Here is a 19,704-nt window from a genome sequence, read left to right on the forward strand (position 1 = left end):
TCGCCTGTTGCCGGGCTCTATCCCTGCTCCTCTTGCAACTCGGCGGCATCCCCCGCCTCCACGACCCTGCGCGCGACCGCCAGCGAAAATCCCTGCCGGCACAGCGCCGCCATCTCCTTGCGCAGCCGATCAGGGTCCCCGTCGCCTCGCCGCCAGGGACCGAAGCGCCGCTTGCGCGCGGCAATGCAGGCCGCCGCAAGGTCGTCGCTTTCCTCTTTCGCGATGAGCTGTTCGGCCAGTTCCTGCTCGATACCCTTGGCGGCCAGCACCGCGCCGATCCGCCGGGCGGAGCGGCCCTTGCGGCGTTCGGAGGCGATCCGCGCCTCCGCAAACAGCCGGTCGTCGACCAGGCCCGATGCGGCGCAGCGGGCCACAACCGCCTCGATCATGTCGCTGAACCCGGCCGGATCGAGGTCGAGCTCGCGGGCCGCGCGCATCACCTTGCGCTCGAGCACCCGTCTCAGGTTCTCGCGGCTGGAGCCGTAGCGGTCGAGATAGTGGAGCGCCGCCTTCATCAGCCGCTCCTCGGTCGGCGGACGGGCGGCGCGCGTCATGGCGCGGCGTCGAGGCTTGCCGAAAACCGCAGGCCGTCATAGGCCGGGACCACGCCCTCGGGCAGTTCCGCTTCCAGCGTGCGGTAGTCGAGATCGACATGCATGTTGGTGAGGATCGCCTTGCGCGGTTGCAGGCGCGAGATCCAGTCGAGCGCTTCCGACAGGGAGAAATGCGAAGGGTGCGGCGTGCGGCGCAGCGCGTCGATCACCCAGGTGTCGAGCCCCGAGAATCCGGGCTGAACGCTCGGTGGAATATCTTTCGCATCAGGGAGATACGCGACGTTTCCAAACCTGAATCCGAGCGCGGGAATATCGCCGTGCGGCACTTCCAGCGGTAGGAACGGGATCGGCCCGCCGGCCCCGTCGATCGCCCCCGCCTCGCCGTCCACGATGCGCATGTCGCGCAGGATCGGCGGATAGCTCGACCCCGGCGGCGTGGCGAAACCGTAGTAGAACAGGTCATGGGCGCGGCGCGAGGTAAAGGCGTCCATATAGACCGGGATCAGCTTGCGATGGGTGATCGCCAGCGGCCGCAGGTCGTCGATGCCGTGCAGGTGGTCGGCATGGGAATGGGTCAGCAGCACTGCGTCGAGATCGGCGACGCGGGCGTCCAGCAATTGCTGGCGCAGGTCCGGCCCGGCATCGACCAGCACGCGGGTGGTACCGCCCGGCCCCTTGCGCTCGACCAGCAGCGCGCAGCGCATGCGCCGGTTGCGCGGCTCGTTCGGGTCGCAGTCGCCCCAGATATTGCCGACGCGCGGCACCCCGGCCGAGGAGCCGCAGCCGAGGATGGTGAAGTCGAGCCTGCCGCCGCCGGCCATCGGTCTCAGCTTTCCGGCAGCAGGTGGCGCGGCACCCGCGAAAACAGGCGGAAGAAGTTCTCCGTGGTCTGGCGGGCCATCTCCGTCTCGCTGACGCCGCGCGTTTCCGCCAGCACCTTGTTGGTATGGGCGACATAGGCCGGCTCGTTGCGCTTGCCGCGCCAGGGCTGCGGCGCAAGATAGGGCGCATCCGTTTCCACCAAGAGCCGGTCGGCCGGCAGCTCGGCGGCGATCGCGCGCAGTTCCTCGGAGCGCTTGAAGGTCAGGATGCCGGAAAACGACACATAGAGCCCCAGCTCGATACCGGTCAGGGCAAGGTCGCGACCCGAAGTGAAGCAGTGCAGCAGGGCCGGAAAGGCCCCCTCCCCCGCCTCGTCCCGCAGGATCGCGGCCATGTCCTCGTCGGCATCGCGCGAATGAATGACCAGCGGCAGACCGGTCTGGCGCGCGGCGGCGATGTGGCGGCGCAGGCCCGCCGCCTGCGCCTCGCGCGGCGCCTTGTCGTAGAAATAGTCGAGCCCGGCCTCGCCGATCGCCACCACCTTCTCATGCGCCGACAGGCGCACCAGATCGTCGGTGGTGACCAGCATCTCGGCCTCCTCCCCTGCATTGTGCGGATGGGTGCCGACCGAGCAGAAGACGGTGTCGTAGCGCTCGGCAAGCGCCCGGATCGTGTCGAACCGGGCGACCCGCGTCGAGATCGTCACCATCAGGCCGACCCCGGCCTCGCCGGCGCGGGCGATGATCGCATCGCGCTCGGCGTCGAAGTCGGGAAAGTCCAGATGGCAATGGCTGTCGACCAGCATCACGCCGCCCCGCCGGCCGGCGCCTCGGCCTCGACATAACGCGGGAAGACGCCCTCGGGCTTGGGCAGCTCCGCGCCGGCGGCAAGCCGCCCGCCCGCTCCCAGCCGGTCAAAAGCGCGTGCATCCGCCGGGACCGCCAAAAGGTCGAGCAGCTTGCCCGCGCTCGTCGGAATGACGGGCTGCGCCAGGATCGCGATCTGGCGGATCACCTCGGCGGTGACATAGAGCACCGTCGCCATGCGCGCCGGGTCGCTCTTCTTCAGCGCCCAGGGCTCCTGCGCGGCGAAATAGCGGTTGGCCTCGGCGACGCAGGCCCACACCACCGACAGCGCCTGATGGATCGCCTGGCGCGACATCGCCTCGCGCGCCCCCGCCAGCATCGCATCGGCCTGGCCGACAATCGCCTCGTCCTCGGCCGTGAAGGCGCCCGGCTCCGGCAGGCGGCCCTCGCAGTTCTTGCCGATCATCGACAGCGAGCGCTGCGCCAGGTTGCCGAGGTCGTTGGCAAGGTCGGCGTTGATGCGGTTGACGATGGCCTCGTGGCTGTAGTTGCCGTCCTGGCCGAAGGGCACCTCGCGCAGGAAGAAGTAGCGCACCTGGTCGAGGCCGTAATGGTCGATCAAGGCGAAGGGGTCGATGACGTTGCCGACCGATTTCGACATCTTCTCGCCCTTGTTGAACAGGAAGCCATGGGCGAAGACCCGCTTCGGCAATTCGATCCCCGCCGACATCAGGAAGGCCGGCCAGTAGACCGCGTGGAAGCGCACGATATCCTTGCCGATGACGTGCAGGTCCGCCGGCCAGTAGCGCCAGCGCGGGTTGCTCTCGTCCGGGAAGCCGGCGCCGGTGATGTAGTTGGTCAGCGCGTCGACCCACACATACATCACATGCCGCTCGTCGTCGGGCACGCGCACGCCCCAGTCGAAGGTGGTGCGCGAGATCGACAGGTCCTTCAGGCCGCGGCTGACGAAGCTCACCACCTCGTTGCGGCGCTCGTCCGGGCCGATGAAGTCCGGATTGGCCTCATAGTGGGCGAGCAGCCGGTCCTGATAGGCCGACAGGCGGAAGAAATAGCTCTCCTCCTCCACCCATTCCACCGGCGAGCCCTGCGGGCCGTAGCGCACGCCGTCGGCGCGCAGTTCCGTCTCGTTTTCCTGGTAATAGGCCTCGTCCCGCACCGAGTACCAGCCGGAATAGCTGTCCTTGTAGATGTCGCCATTGGCCGCCATCCGGCGCCAGATCTCGCGGCTCGCCTCGTGGTGGCGCGGCTCGGTGGTGCGGATGAAGTCGTCGTTGGAACAGCCGAGCGCCGCCGCCATGTCGCGGAAACGGGTGGCGTTGCGCTCCGCCAGGTCCTGGACCGGGATGCCTTCCGCACGCGCGGTCTGCAGCATCTTCTGGCCGTGCTCGTCGGTGCCGGTGAGGAAGAACACGTCGCGACCATCGAGGCGCTGGAAGCGCGCGATGGCGTCCGTCGCCATGCTCTCGTAGGCGTGGCCGATATGCGGCGCGCCGTTAGGATACGAGATGGCAGTGGTGACGAAGAAGGGCGATCGATCGGTCATGGCCTGTCAGAGGGTCCGGATTGCGGGTGGGTGGCCCGGATGGGCGCTCCAGAAGTCGAGTGCGAGGCGGCCGGCGTCAAGCCCGCGCGGTTTCGGCAAGATCGCGCAGGGTGTTGAGCGCGATCTGCTTCCTGTCGAGATTGTAGGCATCCGCCTCGCGCGCGGCGCGGCTGGTCTTTTCCCATACCTCGCTCACCCTGACAAGGCGGTGCAGATCGCCCGCCCCCGCCGCGCCCAGCCGGGCGTGCAGGTGATCGGCAACGAGATCCTGGAACAGGCTCCAGGCATCGTCGGCGCCGCTGCGCGACACCTGGTCGGCAAGCTCATGCGCGGCCGCCGCATCCAGGCGCGGCAGCCCCGCCATCAGGCCGGCAAAACTGTCGGCAAGCTCGATGGCATCGCCGGCGGCGAGCTTGATCGCCTTGCGCAGGCTTCCCTGCGCCAGCTCGGCCGCCCTCGCCGCCACCCGGTCGGCCGGATCGGCGACGCCGAGATCTCCGAGCCCTGCCAGCACCTCCTCGCGCGACAGTCCCCGCAGGTGGAGCTTGCGGCAGCGTGAGCGGATCGTCGGCAGCAGCCGGCCCGGCGCATGGGAGAGCACGAGAAACAGAGAACGTTTAGGCGGTTCTTCAAGAACCTTCAACAAGGCATTGGCCGCGTTGACATTCATGTCGTCGGCGGCATCGACGATACAGATCCGCCACGACCCTTCCGCGCCGGTCGAACCGAAGAACGGCACCGTCCGGCGGATCTCGTCGACCGTCAGGTCCTGCTTGATCTTGTCCTTCGCCTTGCGCTTGGGGTCATAGGGCCGGCGCAGATGCAGAAGGCCCGGATGGGCGCCGGCCGCGACCTTGCGGAAGTCCGGATGGCCGGCCGGCAGCGCGCAGTCGGCCGCCTCGGCCACCGCCGCGGAGGCCGGGTCGGGATGGGCGAGCGCGAAGCGGGCGAAGCGAAATGCCAGCGTCGCCTTGCCGATGCCCTTCGGGCCGGCGAGGATCCAGGCATGGTGCATGCGCCGCGAGCGATAGGCGGCCAGCAGTTCCTCCTCCGCTTCGCGATGGCCGATCAGGCTGGCCCGCTCGCGCGGCAGCGGCACATCCTCGATGGCATCGGCTTCCGTCAGCAGCGGATCGAGATCGCTCATCGCCACGCCTCCTCCTCCGCCTGCAGCAGGCGCGCGGAAACCGCCTGCCAGATCTCCAGTTCCACCGCATCCGGCGTCTGGGTGCCATCGACGACGAGAAAGCGCTCCGGCTGGCTGGCGGCAAGCTCCAGGAACATCCGTCGGCGCCGGTCCTGCACGTTTTCTCCCTCCGTCTCGAACCGGTCCGGCTGCGGCGCGGCTCCCGCCGAACTGCGCGCCGCCACCCGGGCGATGCCGACATCCGCCGGCACGTCGATCAGCACGGTCAGGTCAGGCCGGCAGCCGGCCACCGCCAGCGCCTCCAGCCGGTCGAGGAAAGCCGTGTCGACGCCCGCCTCCCCCTGGTAGATGCGGGTGGAGTCGGCGAAGCGGTCGCACAGCACCCAGTCGCCGCGCCTCAGCGCCGGCTCGATCGTCGTGTCGACATGGTCGGCCCGGGCGGCGGCAAACATCATCGCCTCCATTTCCGGCCCGAGTTCCTTGATGCGGCCGCCGAGCAGCAGCCGGCGGATGGTCTCCGCGCCGGGCGATCCGCCCGGCTCGCGCGTCACCACCACATCGACGCCCGCGCCGTGCAGCCGCTTGCGCAACCGCTCGATCTGGGTCGATTTGCCGGCCCCCTCGCCGCCCTCGAAGGTGACGAAATGGCCTCGGCCGGCAGCATGGCCGGCAACGATTGCCGTGTCACTCATTGAGCCACCATCCGAACAGGGTTTCCTTGACCGCATCGGCGGCGCGGCTGGTGAGGGTGCCCTCGCCCGCCTCCGCGCCGGTCAGCAACGGCGCGCGATAGACGATGTCGCTGTCCCTGAGCACCCGCAACTCGCCGACTTCCTCGCCGCGCCTCACCGGCGCCGGCAGCGGACCCTTGTAGATCGCCCGCAGCCGATAGGCATGGCGATTGCCGCGCGGCAGCAGGATCTGGACCGGCTCGCGCACCACCAGCGGCACGGCGCCGATGGAGCCGCCGAACACCCGCGCCTCGGTCACGGTGTCGCCCGGCGAGAACAGCACCACCTCCTCGAAATCCTTCTCCAGACTGTCCAGCAGGCGGCGCAGCGCCTCCTCCCGCCGGTCGGCGCCCGGGTGGCCGGCAACGACGGCGATCAGCCGGCGGCCGCCGCGCTCCGCCGAGGCGACCGCATTGAACCCCGCCCCTTGCGCGAAGCCGGCGGCCAGCCCGTCGACCCCGGAAACGGCGCCGATCAGCGGGTTCTTGTTGCGCTGGAAGATCCCGTTCCAGGTAAAGTCTGGCGCACTGAAGAGGGCGTAGCGGTCGCCATGGCGGGTCAGCACATAGTCGGCGAGCCGCGCCATGTCCCGCGCTGTCACATAGGAGTCGGACACCTCATAGCCGGTGGGGTCCGCGAATCTGCTGCCGGTCAGGCCGATCTCCGCCGCCTTGTCGTTCATCCGCGCGGCAAAGGCCGCCTCGCTGCCGGCAAGTCCTTCCGCCAGCACGATGGCGGCGTCATTGGCGTTCTGGATGATCAGCCCGTGCAGCAGGTCGATCACCGGCACGGCGCTGCCGAGCTTGGCGAACATGGTGGTGACGCGGGCCGGCGCGCCGCCGCTGCGCCAGGCATGTTCGCTGACGGTGAAGGCGGTGTCCTCGCTCACCTCGCCCCTGGCCAGCGCGTCGAAGACGACGGCGGCGGTCATCAGCTTGGCGGTGGAGCCGGGCTGGTAGCGCACCGTCGGGTTGCGGCTCGCCAAAAGAGTGCCGGTGGTGATGTCGAGCAGCAGGGCCGAACTGGTGTCGGGCGCGCTTGCGTCCTGCGCCTTCACCGTCCCCCCGCCGAACCCGAAGCCGGCAACGAGCGCGAGGAGCAGCACCAGCAGCGCGGCGACGGTCCTGGGCGGCAGGCCGTGATGCCGCGCGCCCGCGCCGTCCTGTTTCCGCACTGCAACCGCAGCCGTCATGTCACGCTCTCCCGTCCCGGCCCGATGTCGACGCCATGGCGAAAACATACAGGCTCGGACGGGTCAAGCCTACCTGCGGCGCGAGGTTGTTCAGTCCGACTGGCGTGCCGCGAGTTCGCGCGGCGAAAGGCCCTGGCCGATCGCGTCGAAGGCCGCATAAGCTCCCTCGATCCGGGCGCTGGCCCGATAGGACGAGATCGCAGACCCGCGCGCGAAGGTGCTGGGCTGGCCGAGATAGGCCGGTCCCGGCGCCAGCACCGGCTCGCTGGCCACGGCCGGCACGACCGGCAGCGTGTTGCCGTCGTAGCTCATGACCGGCGCGGAAGATGCCGCCGGCGCGGTCTCCGTCGGAGTGTCGTTCTCGAAGGTGCTGAGCGAGGCGACCTGCACCGTCGGCGCGCCCGCCTCGAAGGCGATCGCCGGGTCGAAGGCGGCGGTGACCATCTGGCCGAAGCTGCCGGTACCGGCAATAACCGGACCATAAGGCCGGTTGCGCGGCATCGGCGCCGAACCGGAGAGCGTCGCCACCGTAGAGGTTGCCAAAGTGGAGCTTGCCACCGCAGAGCTTGCCGGCGCGGACGCCGTCGGGCTTGCAGCCGGAATATCGGCCTGGGCCAGCATCGTGCCCGGCATGGTGGCGCCCGGCTCGACCGCGCCCGGACCCCGGTAGGAGGCCATCAGGAAGCTCTGGTCCTGCCCGTCCATGCGGGCCCTGCCGACATATTCGACCTTCACCTTGGCCACGCCCGCGCTCTTGAAGTCGAGCATGCTGGCGACCTTCTCGGACAGATCGATGGTGCGGTTGCCATGGAACGGCCCGCGGTCGTTGACCCGGACGATCATCGAGCGGCCGTTCTTGAGATTGGTCACGCGCGCATAGGAAGGAAGCGGCATCGTCGTATGCGCCGCCGTCGGCGCGTTGCGGTCGAAGACCTCGCCATTGGCGGTCATCCGGCCGTGAAAGGTTGGCCCGTACCAGGAGGCGAGACCGACCGAGGTGTAGTTCGGATCTTCCTTCGGGTGATACCACTTGCCGGCGACCTTGTAGGGCTTGCCGACCATCTGGCGACCGCCGCCCTTGGGCACCGGCTGGTTGCCGGAGACAACGCGCGGGCTCGCCGCCACGCCGTATTTCGATTCGGGAAACTTGACCTTCTGGGTCTTCGGGGCGGAGCCACAACCGGCAAGGGCGAGACACAAGGAAGAGACCGCCATGATGCCGAGGACGCGCGGAGAAAACCGGCGTTCGCAAACCGGCGCCGTGCCGATTCGATCGGAACTGGGGTTGGTGCTCAGGTGCCGGCGTGCTGTCGCCGGGTCCTTGCCATCATTCATTCTGCCGCCCTACTCGATACCTGACCGGCGGTTTTCGCCTGGGGTTCCGGCCGCAGAGGACATTCTGTCCGCTGGGTCGCTCCTTCGGTCGACATCCCGCTGGCAGGCCGTCGACCGCTCGGGGTCCTCGCCACCTGCGCCAGTGATCACGAAAGGTTGGATAAAGCAACGCCCGTTGAAGGACTTTTGTCCGGGGAGTCGGTCGCTTTCGCCTGCCTTGCGTGCCCTGTCGGTCGGACCCGTCTCGTTGCGATGCTGCCCCCCAAATGGCGCATCACGACACGTGTACCATGCCGTCTCTTACTGCAAGGTGAAGATCGGGTCGACCTGCGCGTCTGTCGCAGGCAGCATTTTTCCACGACCTGTTGCGGAAGGGCCGCAGGTTGGCGGCGGCGGCCCTCATCCGGCGGCCCTTCCGCTCTCAGCTTTCGCGTCTCTCGCACCAGGATGAGCCGTCCCGGCGTCGGCTTCCGGTGTCAGTTGTCGGTGTCAGTTGTCGGTGTCAGCGGCCGATTCGGGCGCGGCCCGACATGCCGTCGTCGCGCTGCCAGTAGAGCGTGTCGCCCTCGCCCTTCGACAAGGTGAAGCAGAACTGTTTGCCGTCGTACCAGGACTCCCACTTCTGGCACAGGCGATTGCCGCGCACCCACCAGCGGCCCTGATCCTTGGGCTGCATGAAGCGCCCGAGGCCGACCGCGTCGCCGGAGCCGTTGACCTGACCATCGGTGCGGTAGTGGAGCGGGAATTCGCCGCCGAGCGGCACTTTCAGATAGATCCGCTTGCCGGCAACCGTCTTGCGGATCTCCTGTTCGTTGAGCTGAGGGCGCGCCTGCGCCGGAGTTGCGGCGGCGGCAAGTCCTGCGATCAGCGCGAGAAACGCGCCGGCTGTGCGAAACTGCATGGCTGTCTCCAGATCGGGCATCGGACATCGTCGAGGCGGGTTCCCGCCCGCATCGATACCGGGAGTTACGCCGCAGCTTCGCCGGCGGATCAGGCCGCCCCTCGCGATGCACGCATCTGTGATGCGGGTCACACCATCCGATCGGGGCGCCGGCTACAACGAACACATGGCGCGTGCCCCCGCGCCGGACGCCGAACCAACGGCGCAGCCGCCGATCCGGTCCCTGCCTCGACCTTCCGGATCGGCGGCTTTTCTTTTGAAGGGCCCTCACCCACCGCTGCCCCCTCTCCTGCCCCGTGACCGTCTCCGGCCCAAAGCCCCTCTCCCGCCAGGACAGGGTGGACTTGCGTCGCAAAAGTGGACCCTGTCCCGGCGGGCTCTGCCGGGTCATCGTTCCGGATTGGATCGAAGCGGAGCGGATCGCGGCAGTGCCGGGCCGGTCCGGCCCCGGTCTTGCCGCGGCGCGCCGCACCTCGCTGTTGCGCGGCGCCTCGCCGCTTGACAAGCCGGGCCGCGAGGGCGAAACGAAGCGCACCGGAAGAGTGGCCGAGTGGTTTAAGGCAGCGGTCTTGAAAACCGCCGTACGGGAGACCGTACCGTGGGTTCGAATCCCACCTCTTCCGCCATTTTCAAGTTGCGAACCCGATACGAGGCCCCGATGAGGGCCTTTTTTCTTTTTGTTTCAAAGGGGTTTGGCGGTGCCATCCGAACCTCAGAGACTGCCGCAGCGCCGATTTTCGGTCTCTGAACGGTCTTCGTCTCTTTCCGAGCGAACCTCGGCCGAATTGGTTCGGTCGGAAAATATCACGCAATCTCAATGACTTGATATTTTCGAACTACGCCCGAGTTGTAGCGGGTTCCCCCGCCAGTCGTACGGATAGAGACTACCCGAGGTGGGCGTTTCCGGTAGAAAAGCAGCGTGGCGCCCGTGGGTGCAAAGTATCAAGTTTACCAGACTCAGTTATGGGAATGCTTGAAAAATGACGAAGACGCGCAACAACCATTACGTACCTCAATGGTATCAGGAAGCGTTCATTGAGCCGGGCCGGGACACCTATTCGTATCTCGACCTGAGCCCGCCCCAGCACGCGCTGTCGGATGGTCGTGTTGTCACCGAGAGATCGAAATTCACTTCGCCAACGTCGCGGGCGTTCTGCAAACGGGACCTGTATTCGACCTTCTTTGGCACGTCCGTGAATGACGAGATCGAGCGCAAGCTCTTCGGCGACATCGACACGCGCGGGGCTCACGCCGTCCGCGCGTTTGTGGGCGAGGATGCCAGCGAATGGCACCGTCACTTTACGACCTTCTTCGAGTATCTCGACATCCAGAAAATCCGCACGCCGAAGGGCCTCGACTGGTTGAGCGCACAATACCCGCGCCTGACCCAGAACGACCTCATGTTCGAGATGCAAGGCATCCGTATGATGCACTGCACGATCTGGACGGAAGGGGTGCGAGAAATCGTGTCGGCGCGGGACGCCGACGTCAAATTCATCGTGAGCGATCACCCGGTAACCATCTACAACTACGCGGTACCGCCCGATGCAAAAGGGAACGGCTATCCGAACGAACCCTCGATTGCGTTAAAGGGCTCGCAAACGATCTTCCCGCTGAACCGGGATTTTTGTCTCATCCTCACGAACCTCGAGTACGCGCAAGACCATTCGGTCAACCCACTTGAGAAGCGGACCTTTGCCGGAAACTATCGCAACTCGATGGTGCGCACCGACGCCTTTATTCGCACGCGCAAGCTGACGAGCGAGGAGGTCATTTGGGTCAACCGAGTGCTCAAGGCGCGGGCGAAGCGATACATTGCCGCCGGCAAAGAGGAGTGGCTCTATCCAGAGACGTTGTCGGCTGAACCCTGGGCCGACCTGCGTGGTGCCTTCCTTCCGCCTGAGAACGGTCTTTGGCACTTCGGCGGCGAGATCTACGCCCGCTTTGAGAGCGGCGAAGTCCACTATCAGGACGCTTTTGGCCGGACCGAAAAGGAACGCGAGTTCCTAAAGAAAACGCCGCCATCGAGGCCGCTTCGCGCCCGCGATCTCTGCGGTTGCGGATCGGGCCGCGCGTTCGGGGCTTGCTGCGAGCGCAAGCACGTCGCACTCCGACCGACGTGGGCGGAGCACAGTATCCGCGAGCGCAACTTGATGCTGTTCACCGGCATCTCCAAGATTCTGGGCCTCGTGGAGGACCGCGATTGGGTCACCGTGCGCCGCGAGATCACCGACGAGAAGATCAAGGATGTGTACGGCCTCTACGAAGCCCTGTGGCCGCGCGAGACAAACTTGCTGGCGATGTTGCCAAAGCCCGATGGTTCGGCCCGTGCGATTTACACCGGGTTTCTACACCCGTCGGTCATTTCGAACTGCGCGCTCGGCCTATCACTCTATTACGACGAACTGCTGATCGAGCATCCCTTCATCCACCCCCGGACCGTTAACAAGGAGTTCAGTCCGCTCGAGCACCCCAAGACGTATCGGCAGGAATTCTTGAAGTCGGTCGTCTTGTTCATGGCGATCATGCCGCTCGTCGAACAAGGGCTCGTCACCCTATTTCCTGATCCGTGTAACTTCGATTTTCACTTGCGCGATCAGATGTTCGAAATGGCCAAGTTTCGGTCGCAGGGGATGAGAGTCGATCCAAAGGAAGAAGCCGGCTTGGCGGAGCTGATGAACGATGACCACAAGCGGAGCATGTTGCTGCTGCCACGAGAGGCGCTTCGGCGCCAGGTTCGCCGGGATTCTCCCGAACTGGATGAAAAGGCTGTCGAGGCTGTTTTGGATGGCTTCGATATGCTTCGCGAACAAGACCCACTTGCCATCCTGCAAGAGGGATCGCTCGAGGGCGGGAAGGGCGGCGGACAACTCACACCGTTTAAGATGGCGCCAAACTTCGAGATCACGATGTACCTCGCGCAGGCTACCGGCTCATGCATCGTCACCGACAGCGTGTTCCGCTGGCGCGAGCTGATGACGGCCGCTGGACGCGGCACGCAGGGCGCACCGCCGCTGACCCAGCTACGAGCTGGCGTGGAGCAAGCCGGTTTTGTCTTCCCGTACGACGTCCAGGAAATCGCCGCACTTGCCGGGCGTCGTGTATTTGGAGGCTATCCAGACATCATGCGAAAGGTCTTCAAGTACCTTTCAGCGTTTCCGACAAGGGGCGCGAAACCCAATTTTGAAGCCAGCCTCAATGCTGAATTCAAGCGTGTCCACGCCTCAACGGTGCAGCTCGCAAAGAAGTCTGGGACTCACCTTTCGGAAGCGCGGGTGTCGTGCCTTTGGCCCGCGGGCGGCATCCAGGACAACACCGTCAACCGGCTCCTCTTGATGTCTAGCTCCGAGCACCACCTCGCCAGCGTGCCGATGGCGTTGTTCGTCAAACGTGATGTACCAGAAGGGTGGTCTACTGGAATCACCGCCTGATTATCCGAACACCTTGTCCATCTGCTCTGCCCACGGGCGCTCGGCGACGGCGATCAGATCATTGAGCGACAACGCCGGCGCGATGCGGTGGACGAGCAGTTTCTCCAGAACGTCCGGGGCGAGAAAGGCAAGCCGCATCACGCGGCTGACGAACCGGTCCGTGACCTTTTCGGCGCTGGCGATGTCTTGCAGCGTCGATGCCTCACCGCGTTCGAGCCTGCGCCGCCAGCTCCAGGCGCGGGCGACGGCGCGCAGCACATGCGCGTCCTGCGTCCGTGCCGCGGCGGGCGTATGGTCGGCTGGCGGCAGGATCTTCGGGCGGCCGTTCTTTCTGCGGATTTCCAGCGGAACGACCACGCGGATGGTGTTGTCCGTCATGCTGCATCCTTTCGGGGCTGCGGCGCCATCATCTGATGCGCAAGCGTGCCTATGCCGTCATGGCGCAGATCGATGGCGAGGCCGTCCGTGCCCACCGTGACGCGCGTCACCAGAAGCTGAACGATGCGCGCCTGTTCGGCCGGAAACAGCGCCGCCCAGAGCTTATCGAATTCGCCGAGCGCGGCGATGACGGTCTTGTCGTCGATATCCGGTAGGCCTGCTTTCAGGGCGGCGAGCGCCCGCGCCTTGACCTCGGGCGTCGCGATCATGCGGCGGATTTCGGCGATGACGGCGTCCTCCACCATCCCTGCGGGCAGGCGCTGCGGACGGGAGGCGTCACTGCTAGGACGGTTCCGGATCAGGTCCATCGAGGTGTAATAGCGATAGAGTCTGCTGCCCTTCTTCGTCGCCGTCGGCGTCATCGCCGTGCCGGTATCCGTGAAGATCAGCCCCTTGAGCAGCGCTGGGGTTGTGCTGCGCGTGTTGGCGGCGCGCTGGCGCGGGCTCTCCTGCAGGATGCTGTGCACCCTGTCCCACAGTGCGCGATCGATGATGGTCTCATGCTCGCCGGGATAGGAAGTGCCTTTGTGGACGGCTTCGCCCAGATAGACCCGGTTGCCCAAGAGCTTGTAGAGAAACCCCTTGTCGATCAGCTTGCCGCGTTTGTTCCGCACGCCTTCGGCCGCCAGCGCTTTCGCCAGAACCGTCGCGGAGCCGATGGCGACGAACCGCTCGAAGATCATGCGAACCGTAGCGGCCTCGGCCTCGTTGATCACCAGCTTGCGCTCGATGACGTCATAGCCCATCGGCACATAGCCGCCCATCCACATGCCGCGCTTGCGGCTGGCTGCGACCTTGTCGCGGATGCGCTCGCCGATCACCTCGCGCTCGAACTGGGCGAAGGACAGGAGGATGTTCAGCGTCAGGCGGCCCATCGAGGTCGTGGTGTTGAACGATTGCGTGACGGAAACGAAGGTCACCTGATTACGATCGAAGATTTCCACCAGCTTGGCGAAATCCATCAGCGAGCGGCTCAATCGGTCGATCTTGTAGACGACGATGACATCGATCAGCCCGGCCTCCACATCGGCCAGCAGCCGCTGCAGTGCCGGCCGTTCCAGCGTGCCGCCGGAATGGCCACCGTCATCATAGCGTTCGCGGATGGCGGCGAACCCTTCCGAACGCTGGCTGGCGACATAGGCCTCGCAAGACTCGCGCTGGGCGTCTAGCGAATTGAACTCCATGTCGAGGCCTTCCTCGCTCGACTTGCGGGTATAGATGGCGCAGCGCTGGCGCTTTGGGGTCATGCGGCTCATCGTGCACCTCTCGCCAGCCCGAAAAAGCGGTAGCCGTTCCATTGCGTGCCGGTGATCGCCCGCGCCGCCGCTGACAGCGACTTGAACTTGCGCCCCTGCCAGTCGAAGCCGTCCTTCATCACGGTGACGGTGTGTTCGACCCCGCCCCATTCGCGCACGAGCCGCGTGCCGACGACCGGATTGCGCGCATCGGCGACGATCGCCTTGCGGTCGGACTTGCCGTCGATCTCGTCGGCCAGAAGATCCAGCGTCCGCCGCGTCTCGCGGGAGAGCCCGCCGAGCATCAGTTCCTGGATCCGGTAGCCGATCCTCAGTTCGAGGTAGCCGCGGCTGTTGTTGGGGGCGGGCGTGGCGAATAAGGCCTCCCACTCGGCTTTCAGTTCATTGACCGACATGCGCTTCAGCGCCGCCAGCCTGGTCAGCGCCGATGTGTCCAATGCGGCGGTTTCATGCGGTTGTTTTGGTCCTGCTCTTTTCGTCGCTCCTGGCATCATTGCCCTCCAACTCGGTTGCTCGGTTTGCGACGACCAACACGGCGTTTGAGGGCGAGAATATCCAGCGAACTTTCTCTCTCGTTCGCAGATAAAGAACTGGACTGTTCGGGCATAACCCGCCGCAGCCCATCTGCCAGAATCCGGCCGAGTTCGGCGAGCCGCTCGTCCGCCGTCATGCGCTCGGGCGACAAGGGGTTCGGGGCTGAGGAAATGTTGTGCATGAGACCGTTCGCAACAGAAGATGACTGGCGAAACGGTAATCGCAAAACGCGCTTAAGCAAGCAAATTCAGGTACTTAACGCGATTGCGCGCAATCATTAGAAGCGGGGCGCAGATCGTTTGATCTTCATAGGTGGGCTGCGCCGCATCTCAACAGCCCGCATCCTATCCTCAATACTGAGAATAGGAGAAAACCGACGTAGCGGTAGAAATGACGTCGTGACCGTCACCGCGCGCCTCAAGCGTGGAAGCGGCCCCCAAACATTCTCTGATCAGTTGCTGAAGGGCGTTTTTGTGGTCCCGTTGCGGGCCGGCGAGACTCAGCGTTGCCACGATCAAATTCTCGTCTGCGTCCTTGGCCGCGATCGAATATGATTGCCTGATGGGGTCAGCGGGCAAGTCGGCATGGTGCGGGTAGAGCAGCATGACGTTCGGACAGTCGTAGAGCCTGCCGTAGGCCATCAGCTGGTACACGTCCGCCTGGCTGACGCCTTGCTTGGGATCGTCGATGCGCGGGGTCATGCGTTTCCATTTGGTATCGATGATGAGCGTGATCTGCTCGCCTTGCCGGATGATGAGGTCCGGGCGCGTCCGGAACCGGCCCATGTCACCATCGTAGAGACAATCCCGGTGCCCCCCTTGCGACGACACTCGGAAGCCAGTGCCAGCAAGCGCGCGCGACAGGATCCGTTCGACATACTGCTCGAACAGGACATTCATCTCGAAGAGCAGCGCATGGCCGTCGATTGTCCCGGCGCTCGTCTGCTGATGCCGATCAGAAAGGAACAGACGGGCAAGCGAGAGGAGATCCTGCCAGCGCCGGTTCGTGCGATCGAGGACGATCCGATCCCACCGTAGCCCGCTCGGAGGAACGTCGGCGACGTCGGCGTAGACGAAGTTCAACTCGCGTAGAGCGCGTTGGTTGTCCGGTGCGGCGCTTAGGCGTGACAGCTTGCTGACCGCTGCACGCATGACCTGATTGAGCGCGATGTCCGGCGACAGAGCGTCGAAACGGCACGCAAGTTTCTGGGGCGAGACCGCGAGCGCGGAGAACTGCCGTGTTACGTACAGGCGTCCCCGTAGGGCGGGAAGCTCATCTTCATGCTCGAGGTAGTGGCGCGGCATTCCCTGACGTACCGCATCCGTGAGCCTCGCGCAGAACAGACGGATCAGCAGTTCGAGCACCGTATCGCGCTGCCAGCCGAGCTGCGTCACTGCGCCGGCCTCAATCGGCAGATCGTAAGTCACGGCGAGCATGTGGATGAGTCGAGCGCGGAGCGTCGCGTCCGTGACGTTGGTCTCGCCACCCCTTTCGATCTTCGGGAGGATCTCGAGCTGACAGCCTGGTGTGGCAATGACGCCGACGACGCCACGTGCACGGAGCCCTTTGCGCCCGTGTTCCAGAACACCCTCGCCCCCGCGGCCGGAAAAGACCGAGGCCCGCGCGACCGCGGCAAGGCGGTCTGCCTGAGCCTCAGGGATCTCGGCGTCGTCAGAACCGTAGCCGATACGCTCCCATTCGCGGATCGTGCGGCGGATCATGTCCCTGCCAACTTCCCGTAGGCGAAGCCTTCAACCACCGAGCGTACTTCCCAACGGAACCTGGGAACCGCGTCACCATCCTCGAGACCGGGAGGCGCTTTCAGGATCGAGCGCTTGAGAAAGCCGCCTGTGATCGGGCCCTCGTGAGGTTCCAGATCGCCGAGCACCGCTGCGATCTTGGCCCAGTCCTCGAAGAAGTATTCCGCCAGGAGGGGGATAACCTTGTGGCGCATGACGTCGTCGACATCAGCTCGGGAGTTGCACGCAGCGAAGTAGGCGTGACCGATCTGATGTTCGCGGTCGTAGAGATACTCGACCCGCTCGTTGATCGTGGAGAGAAGTCGCGGCAGGTCGATCCCGCATTTCTCGGCAGCTTCCTCGACGATGGATGCATCGGGCATCATCTCGCGGAATGTGAAGCGACGCCTAAGGGCGGTGTCGAGAAGCGCGATTGAACGGTCGGCGGTGTTCATAGTGCCAAGGATGTGCAGGTTGGACGGCACCCCGAACTCGTCGCCCGAATAGGGCAGTCGAACCCTGAGCGCATTGGGCTGGTTCAGCCGCTTGTCGGCTTCGAGAAGAGTGATGAGCTCGCCGAAGACCTTGGAGATGTTCGCCCGATTGATCTCGTCGATGATCAGGACGAAGTGCTCTGGTGCCGTTGGTCCATCAAATCTCCCGCTGTTCATGTATCGCTCAAGCGCAGGGATGTTGAGGCTATTCTTCTTGAGCCGATAGATCGTCGCTTGCGTGAAGTTGCTCTGGTAGATCTCCTTCGCGGGTACCCCCTCACCATCAACCCACAGCCATTTCACGGGCCGCCGATGGCACATCACAGCTTCCGGTCGTGGGCTGTATTCGTACTCACCCGTAACCTCGCCGATGGCCCGAAAGAGGCCGTTTCCCTTGGAGACGATGATGATGTCTCCAACCTTCATGCGGTTTCGGAAAACATCCGTATGCTGGACTTGCCCCGACTGAGCGTTAACCGCACCGGGGATTGTCCCTTCCTTCTGGCACGTTTCCAAAATTTGGGAAGCTTCGGCGTACTTTTCGTCGCTCCAGTCGATATTCTCCCAACCCAACAGCGTGTAGCCGCCCTCGATCGCCTCTTCGAAGAACTGAGCGTCCTCTTCGACGTTCGCCCGGCCGATTGACATCTTGAACACCTGCCGACCTTCCAGGGCGACAGTGCCGCTGCCCGAAGACGGTCCTCGGCTGGTCTCGGCGCGCTTCGCGATCCGCCTGAATATCCCATGGACGGTCTCCAGCCGGAAACCGGCAGACTCCGATCCCTCGTCCCCGTCCGATCCGGTCATGGGCTGCCGACCTTCGACGAAGTCCTCGTAGGACATCGATTGGTGGAAGGTGACGAACTCAATACGCCCGGCCGCCAACAGCCTCTGGTAGACAGCCATGAGCTCTGCCCGATCTTCCGGAACCGGTTCGCCGCACAACCGCACCGCCTCTGCTGCGGTGGCGAAGGTCTTTCCTGTCCCAGGCGGGCCGTAGAGAATGAGGTTGACGGGCGAAATCGACATCGGCTTCTCCGAAAGTTCACTTTTGTCGGCGGCTTTGTCTGGGGCAGCCGGTACTGTGACGGTCTTGTCGTTGGCGATCCAAAGGAATCCCTGGATGTCCAGCCAGTCTTGCGGTTCCCAACGCCACTCGTCGCGCATGATTTCAAATATCTCTGTGAAGCCGTCGGCGAGGTGCCGATAATCCGTCGCCATATCGGCCTTGGCTTCGACAAACAATTTTTCACCGGTCAGCGCTTCCCACGCCTCGTTTATCCGGCTGATTTTCAGTGGGGCGATTGCGCTCGGTCGCACCATGGCCAATGCCGAAGACAGAATGTTGATCCGCTCACCGTAGGTAAGCGACGTAGCACCACGCGTGCGCAGCGCTTCGAGAGCGTCATGCGCCGTTGCCAAGGCAACCTCTAGCGGCTCCTCGGATCGGACCAGCCGACCAATGATCGCGTAGAACTCTGCGAGCAGGTCCGCAGCATTCTTGGCGACTGCGTCCTCGGTCTGCCATCTGACCAGAGGGCCGTCCTTTGCGGCTGTTTTCAGGATCTCAAAGACGCTTTTGCCGAGGATTTCGTCAGTTGCCTCTTCGGCAAGTGCCGACCGGACCCGGTCGATCGCCGCGACCTTGTAGGCTTTCTCACCCTTGGCCCAGCCGGTGCCAGGTTCGACGAAGCTCCGAAAGTCAGGGCAAAGGGCAATGAACCTTTCGCGTAGTTTTTCAAGCGCCGGTTGGCTGATGCGTCGCCCCCTAAGATCGAAGCGGAACCTGGTTGCCGAGCTTTGGTCCGCTCCAATCCGCTCGGGTTCGGGGACCTGCGCCATGTCCTGGAACATCCGCCCCCCGAGCGCCTGACAGATATTCGGCCACGCTTCCTTTAGGCCTAGAGCTGCGTTGACGTCTCGGACGAGAACCTCGGCGTGGTCGCGGCCTTCCTCGCGAGCGGGCTCGATATAGTGTTCGAGGACGTATTGCCGTATCCGATCAGCATCCTTCGCAGCCCCCGGGGGATCACCTGCCAGAAACCTCCCGTATTGCCCCACCCAGCTCCCCCAGTTGGAGAGCCGGTTGTAGGGATTGTCGGAGTCCGGCATCAGGATCCGGTAATCCTGCCCACCAGCGCGGGCGTCCTCTCGCATTTTTCGCAGACGCTCGCGAAGCGATTCGAACCTGTCAGCTTCCCACGCCTCGTCGAGATTCCGATGCGGCATGCCGAGCGCATCAAGATTCCGTTCGATGGTTCGGATCGCATAAGCCCGCGAATTGCGCCCCGCATCCGTTTGGGCGCCGCCCTGTTCGAGCCATATCTTGAATTCGTGTTCTTTCGTCATTGCCAAATCTTTATGTCTTGAGGCATCGAGAGCTGTGGGTTTTCGGTACGGGTGTCGCGGACCTCGAAACGGAGCACGGCCCTTGAGTTCATGATCCGCGCCCAGCCATGAATTGATCGTAGCTGTCCCATGGCTCCTCCTCTTCGAAGTCCGCCTCTCCATCGCGGCCGTCGAACTGCAGGAGCGAAACCGAAAGGCCGAGGCGGTCAGAAAAGAAGGCCAGCTCCCGGACAGGCTCCGATCCCCGGCTGAATGTCCAGATTCCATCGGGCAAGGAGGTGGGCTGACCTGCTCCCCGTTTTGTCCGCGTCTATAAGTTAGCCCTGTTCAGGTTGTGGTCCCTTTCGGACCGGGTTGCAAATTCGTTCGGGGTGAGGCCGTCGAGGCTCGTGTGCGGTCGGTTGAGATTAT

General features: G+C 64.6%; 15 protein-coding genes and 1 tRNA gene. 2 read left to right on the plus strand and 14 right to left on the minus strand.

Annotation, left to right across the window (positions count from 1 at the left end; translation table 11 throughout):
• Positions 1-17: 17 nt before the first annotated feature.
• From P2PM1_RS10785 to P2PM1_RS10825, 9 genes are all read right to left on the minus strand, one after another.
• Complete coding sequence (locus tag P2PM1_RS10785) at positions 18-554, minus strand: regulatory protein RecX (protein ID WP_186389475.1); 537 nt, start codon at positions 552-554, stop codon at positions 18-20.
• On the minus strand, positions 551-1,375 hold the full coding sequence (locus P2PM1_RS10790; RefSeq protein ID WP_186399045.1) for an MBL fold metallo-hydrolase: 825 nt from the start codon (positions 1,373-1,375) through the stop codon (positions 551-553). The genes P2PM1_RS10785 and P2PM1_RS10790 overlap by 4 nt, the downstream gene beginning before the upstream one ends.
• Positions 1,376-1,380: 5 nt before the next feature.
• Positions 1,381-2,181 (minus strand): TatD family hydrolase, encoded by an 801-nt coding sequence (locus tag P2PM1_RS10795; RefSeq protein WP_186399046.1) that lies wholly within the window; start codon positions 2,179-2,181, stop codon positions 1,381-1,383.
• Positions 2,181-3,746, minus strand: a complete 1,566-nt coding sequence (gene metG, locus P2PM1_RS10800) for a methionine--tRNA ligase (RefSeq protein ID WP_186399047.1) — start codon at positions 3,744-3,746, stop codon at positions 2,181-2,183. The genes P2PM1_RS10795 and metG overlap by 1 nt, the downstream gene beginning before the upstream one ends.
• Positions 3,747-3,822: 76 nt before the next feature.
• Positions 3,823-4,893 carry a DNA polymerase III subunit delta' gene (locus P2PM1_RS10805; protein ID WP_186399048.1) on the minus strand — a complete coding sequence of 357 codons (1,071 nt, stop codon included), beginning with the start codon at positions 4,891-4,893 and terminating at the stop codon, positions 3,823-3,825.
• Complete coding sequence (gene tmk, locus P2PM1_RS10810; RefSeq protein WP_186399049.1) at positions 4,890-5,585, minus strand: dTMP kinase; 696 nt, start codon at positions 5,583-5,585, stop codon at positions 4,890-4,892. Before tmk ends, P2PM1_RS10805 begins: the two co-directional genes overlap by 4 nt.
• The gene (locus tag P2PM1_RS10815; protein ID WP_186399050.1) at positions 5,578-6,816 is read right to left on the minus strand and encodes a D-alanyl-D-alanine carboxypeptidase family protein; all 1,239 of its coding nucleotides are present in this window, start codon (positions 6,814-6,816) and stop codon (positions 5,578-5,580) included. The genes tmk and P2PM1_RS10815 overlap by 8 nt, the downstream gene beginning before the upstream one ends.
• Positions 6,817-6,906: 90 nt before the next feature.
• Positions 6,907-8,031, minus strand: coding sequence for a septal ring lytic transglycosylase RlpA family protein (locus tag P2PM1_RS10820; RefSeq protein ID WP_186399051.1), 1,125 nt, complete (start codon positions 8,029-8,031; stop codon positions 6,907-6,909).
• A gap of 622 nt (positions 8,032-8,653) precedes the next feature.
• Entirely contained in the window at positions 8,654-9,052 is a 399-nt protein-coding gene (locus tag P2PM1_RS10825) for a hypothetical protein (RefSeq protein ID WP_186389467.1), read from the minus strand.
• A 536-nt stretch (positions 9,053-9,588) separates the two neighbouring features.
• Between P2PM1_RS10825 and P2PM1_RS10830 the strand changes: the two genes are divergently transcribed.
• Together P2PM1_RS10830 and P2PM1_RS10835 are read left to right on the plus strand one after the other, a co-directional pair.
• Positions 9,589-9,678, plus strand: a tRNA-Ser gene (locus tag P2PM1_RS10830).
• 354 nt (positions 9,679-10,032) lie between these two features.
• Positions 10,033-12,483: a DUF4238 domain-containing protein gene (locus tag P2PM1_RS10835; RefSeq protein ID WP_186399052.1), complete on the plus strand. Its 2,451-nt coding sequence runs from the start codon at positions 10,033-10,035 to the stop codon at positions 12,481-12,483.
• On the opposite strand, the gene P2PM1_RS10840 is transcribed toward P2PM1_RS10835, so the two are convergent.
• The 5 genes from P2PM1_RS10840 to P2PM1_RS25450 form a co-directional block, all read right to left on the minus strand.
• On the minus strand, positions 12,484-12,861 hold the full coding sequence (locus P2PM1_RS10840) for a hypothetical protein (protein ID WP_186399053.1): 378 nt from the start codon (positions 12,859-12,861) through the stop codon (positions 12,484-12,486).
• Positions 12,858-14,177, minus strand: a complete 1,320-nt coding sequence (locus P2PM1_RS10845) for a recombinase family protein (protein ID WP_186399054.1) — start codon at positions 14,175-14,177, stop codon at positions 12,858-12,860. Before P2PM1_RS10845 ends, P2PM1_RS10840 begins: the two co-directional genes overlap by 4 nt.
• Positions 14,174-14,614 (minus strand): DUF2924 domain-containing protein, encoded by a 441-nt coding sequence (locus P2PM1_RS10850; RefSeq protein ID WP_244301465.1) that lies wholly within the window; start codon positions 14,612-14,614, stop codon positions 14,174-14,176. The genes P2PM1_RS10845 and P2PM1_RS10850 overlap by 4 nt, the downstream gene beginning before the upstream one ends.
• A 447-nt stretch (positions 14,615-15,061) precedes the next feature.
• The gene (locus P2PM1_RS10855; RefSeq protein WP_186399056.1) at positions 15,062-16,432 is read right to left on the minus strand and encodes an McrC family protein; all 1,371 of its coding nucleotides are present in this window, start codon (positions 16,430-16,432) and stop codon (positions 15,062-15,064) included.
• Positions 16,429-19,293: an AAA family ATPase gene (locus tag P2PM1_RS25450; protein ID WP_244301466.1), complete on the minus strand. Its 2,865-nt coding sequence runs from the start codon at positions 19,291-19,293 to the stop codon at positions 16,429-16,431. The genes P2PM1_RS10855 and P2PM1_RS25450 overlap by 4 nt, the downstream gene beginning before the upstream one ends.
• Positions 19,294-19,704 lie beyond the last annotated feature (411 nt).

This window comes from Stappia sp. P2PMeth1 (assembly GCF_900185735.1).
In the GTDB taxonomy this organism is placed as follows: domain Bacteria; phylum Pseudomonadota; class Alphaproteobacteria; order Rhizobiales; family Stappiaceae; genus Stappia.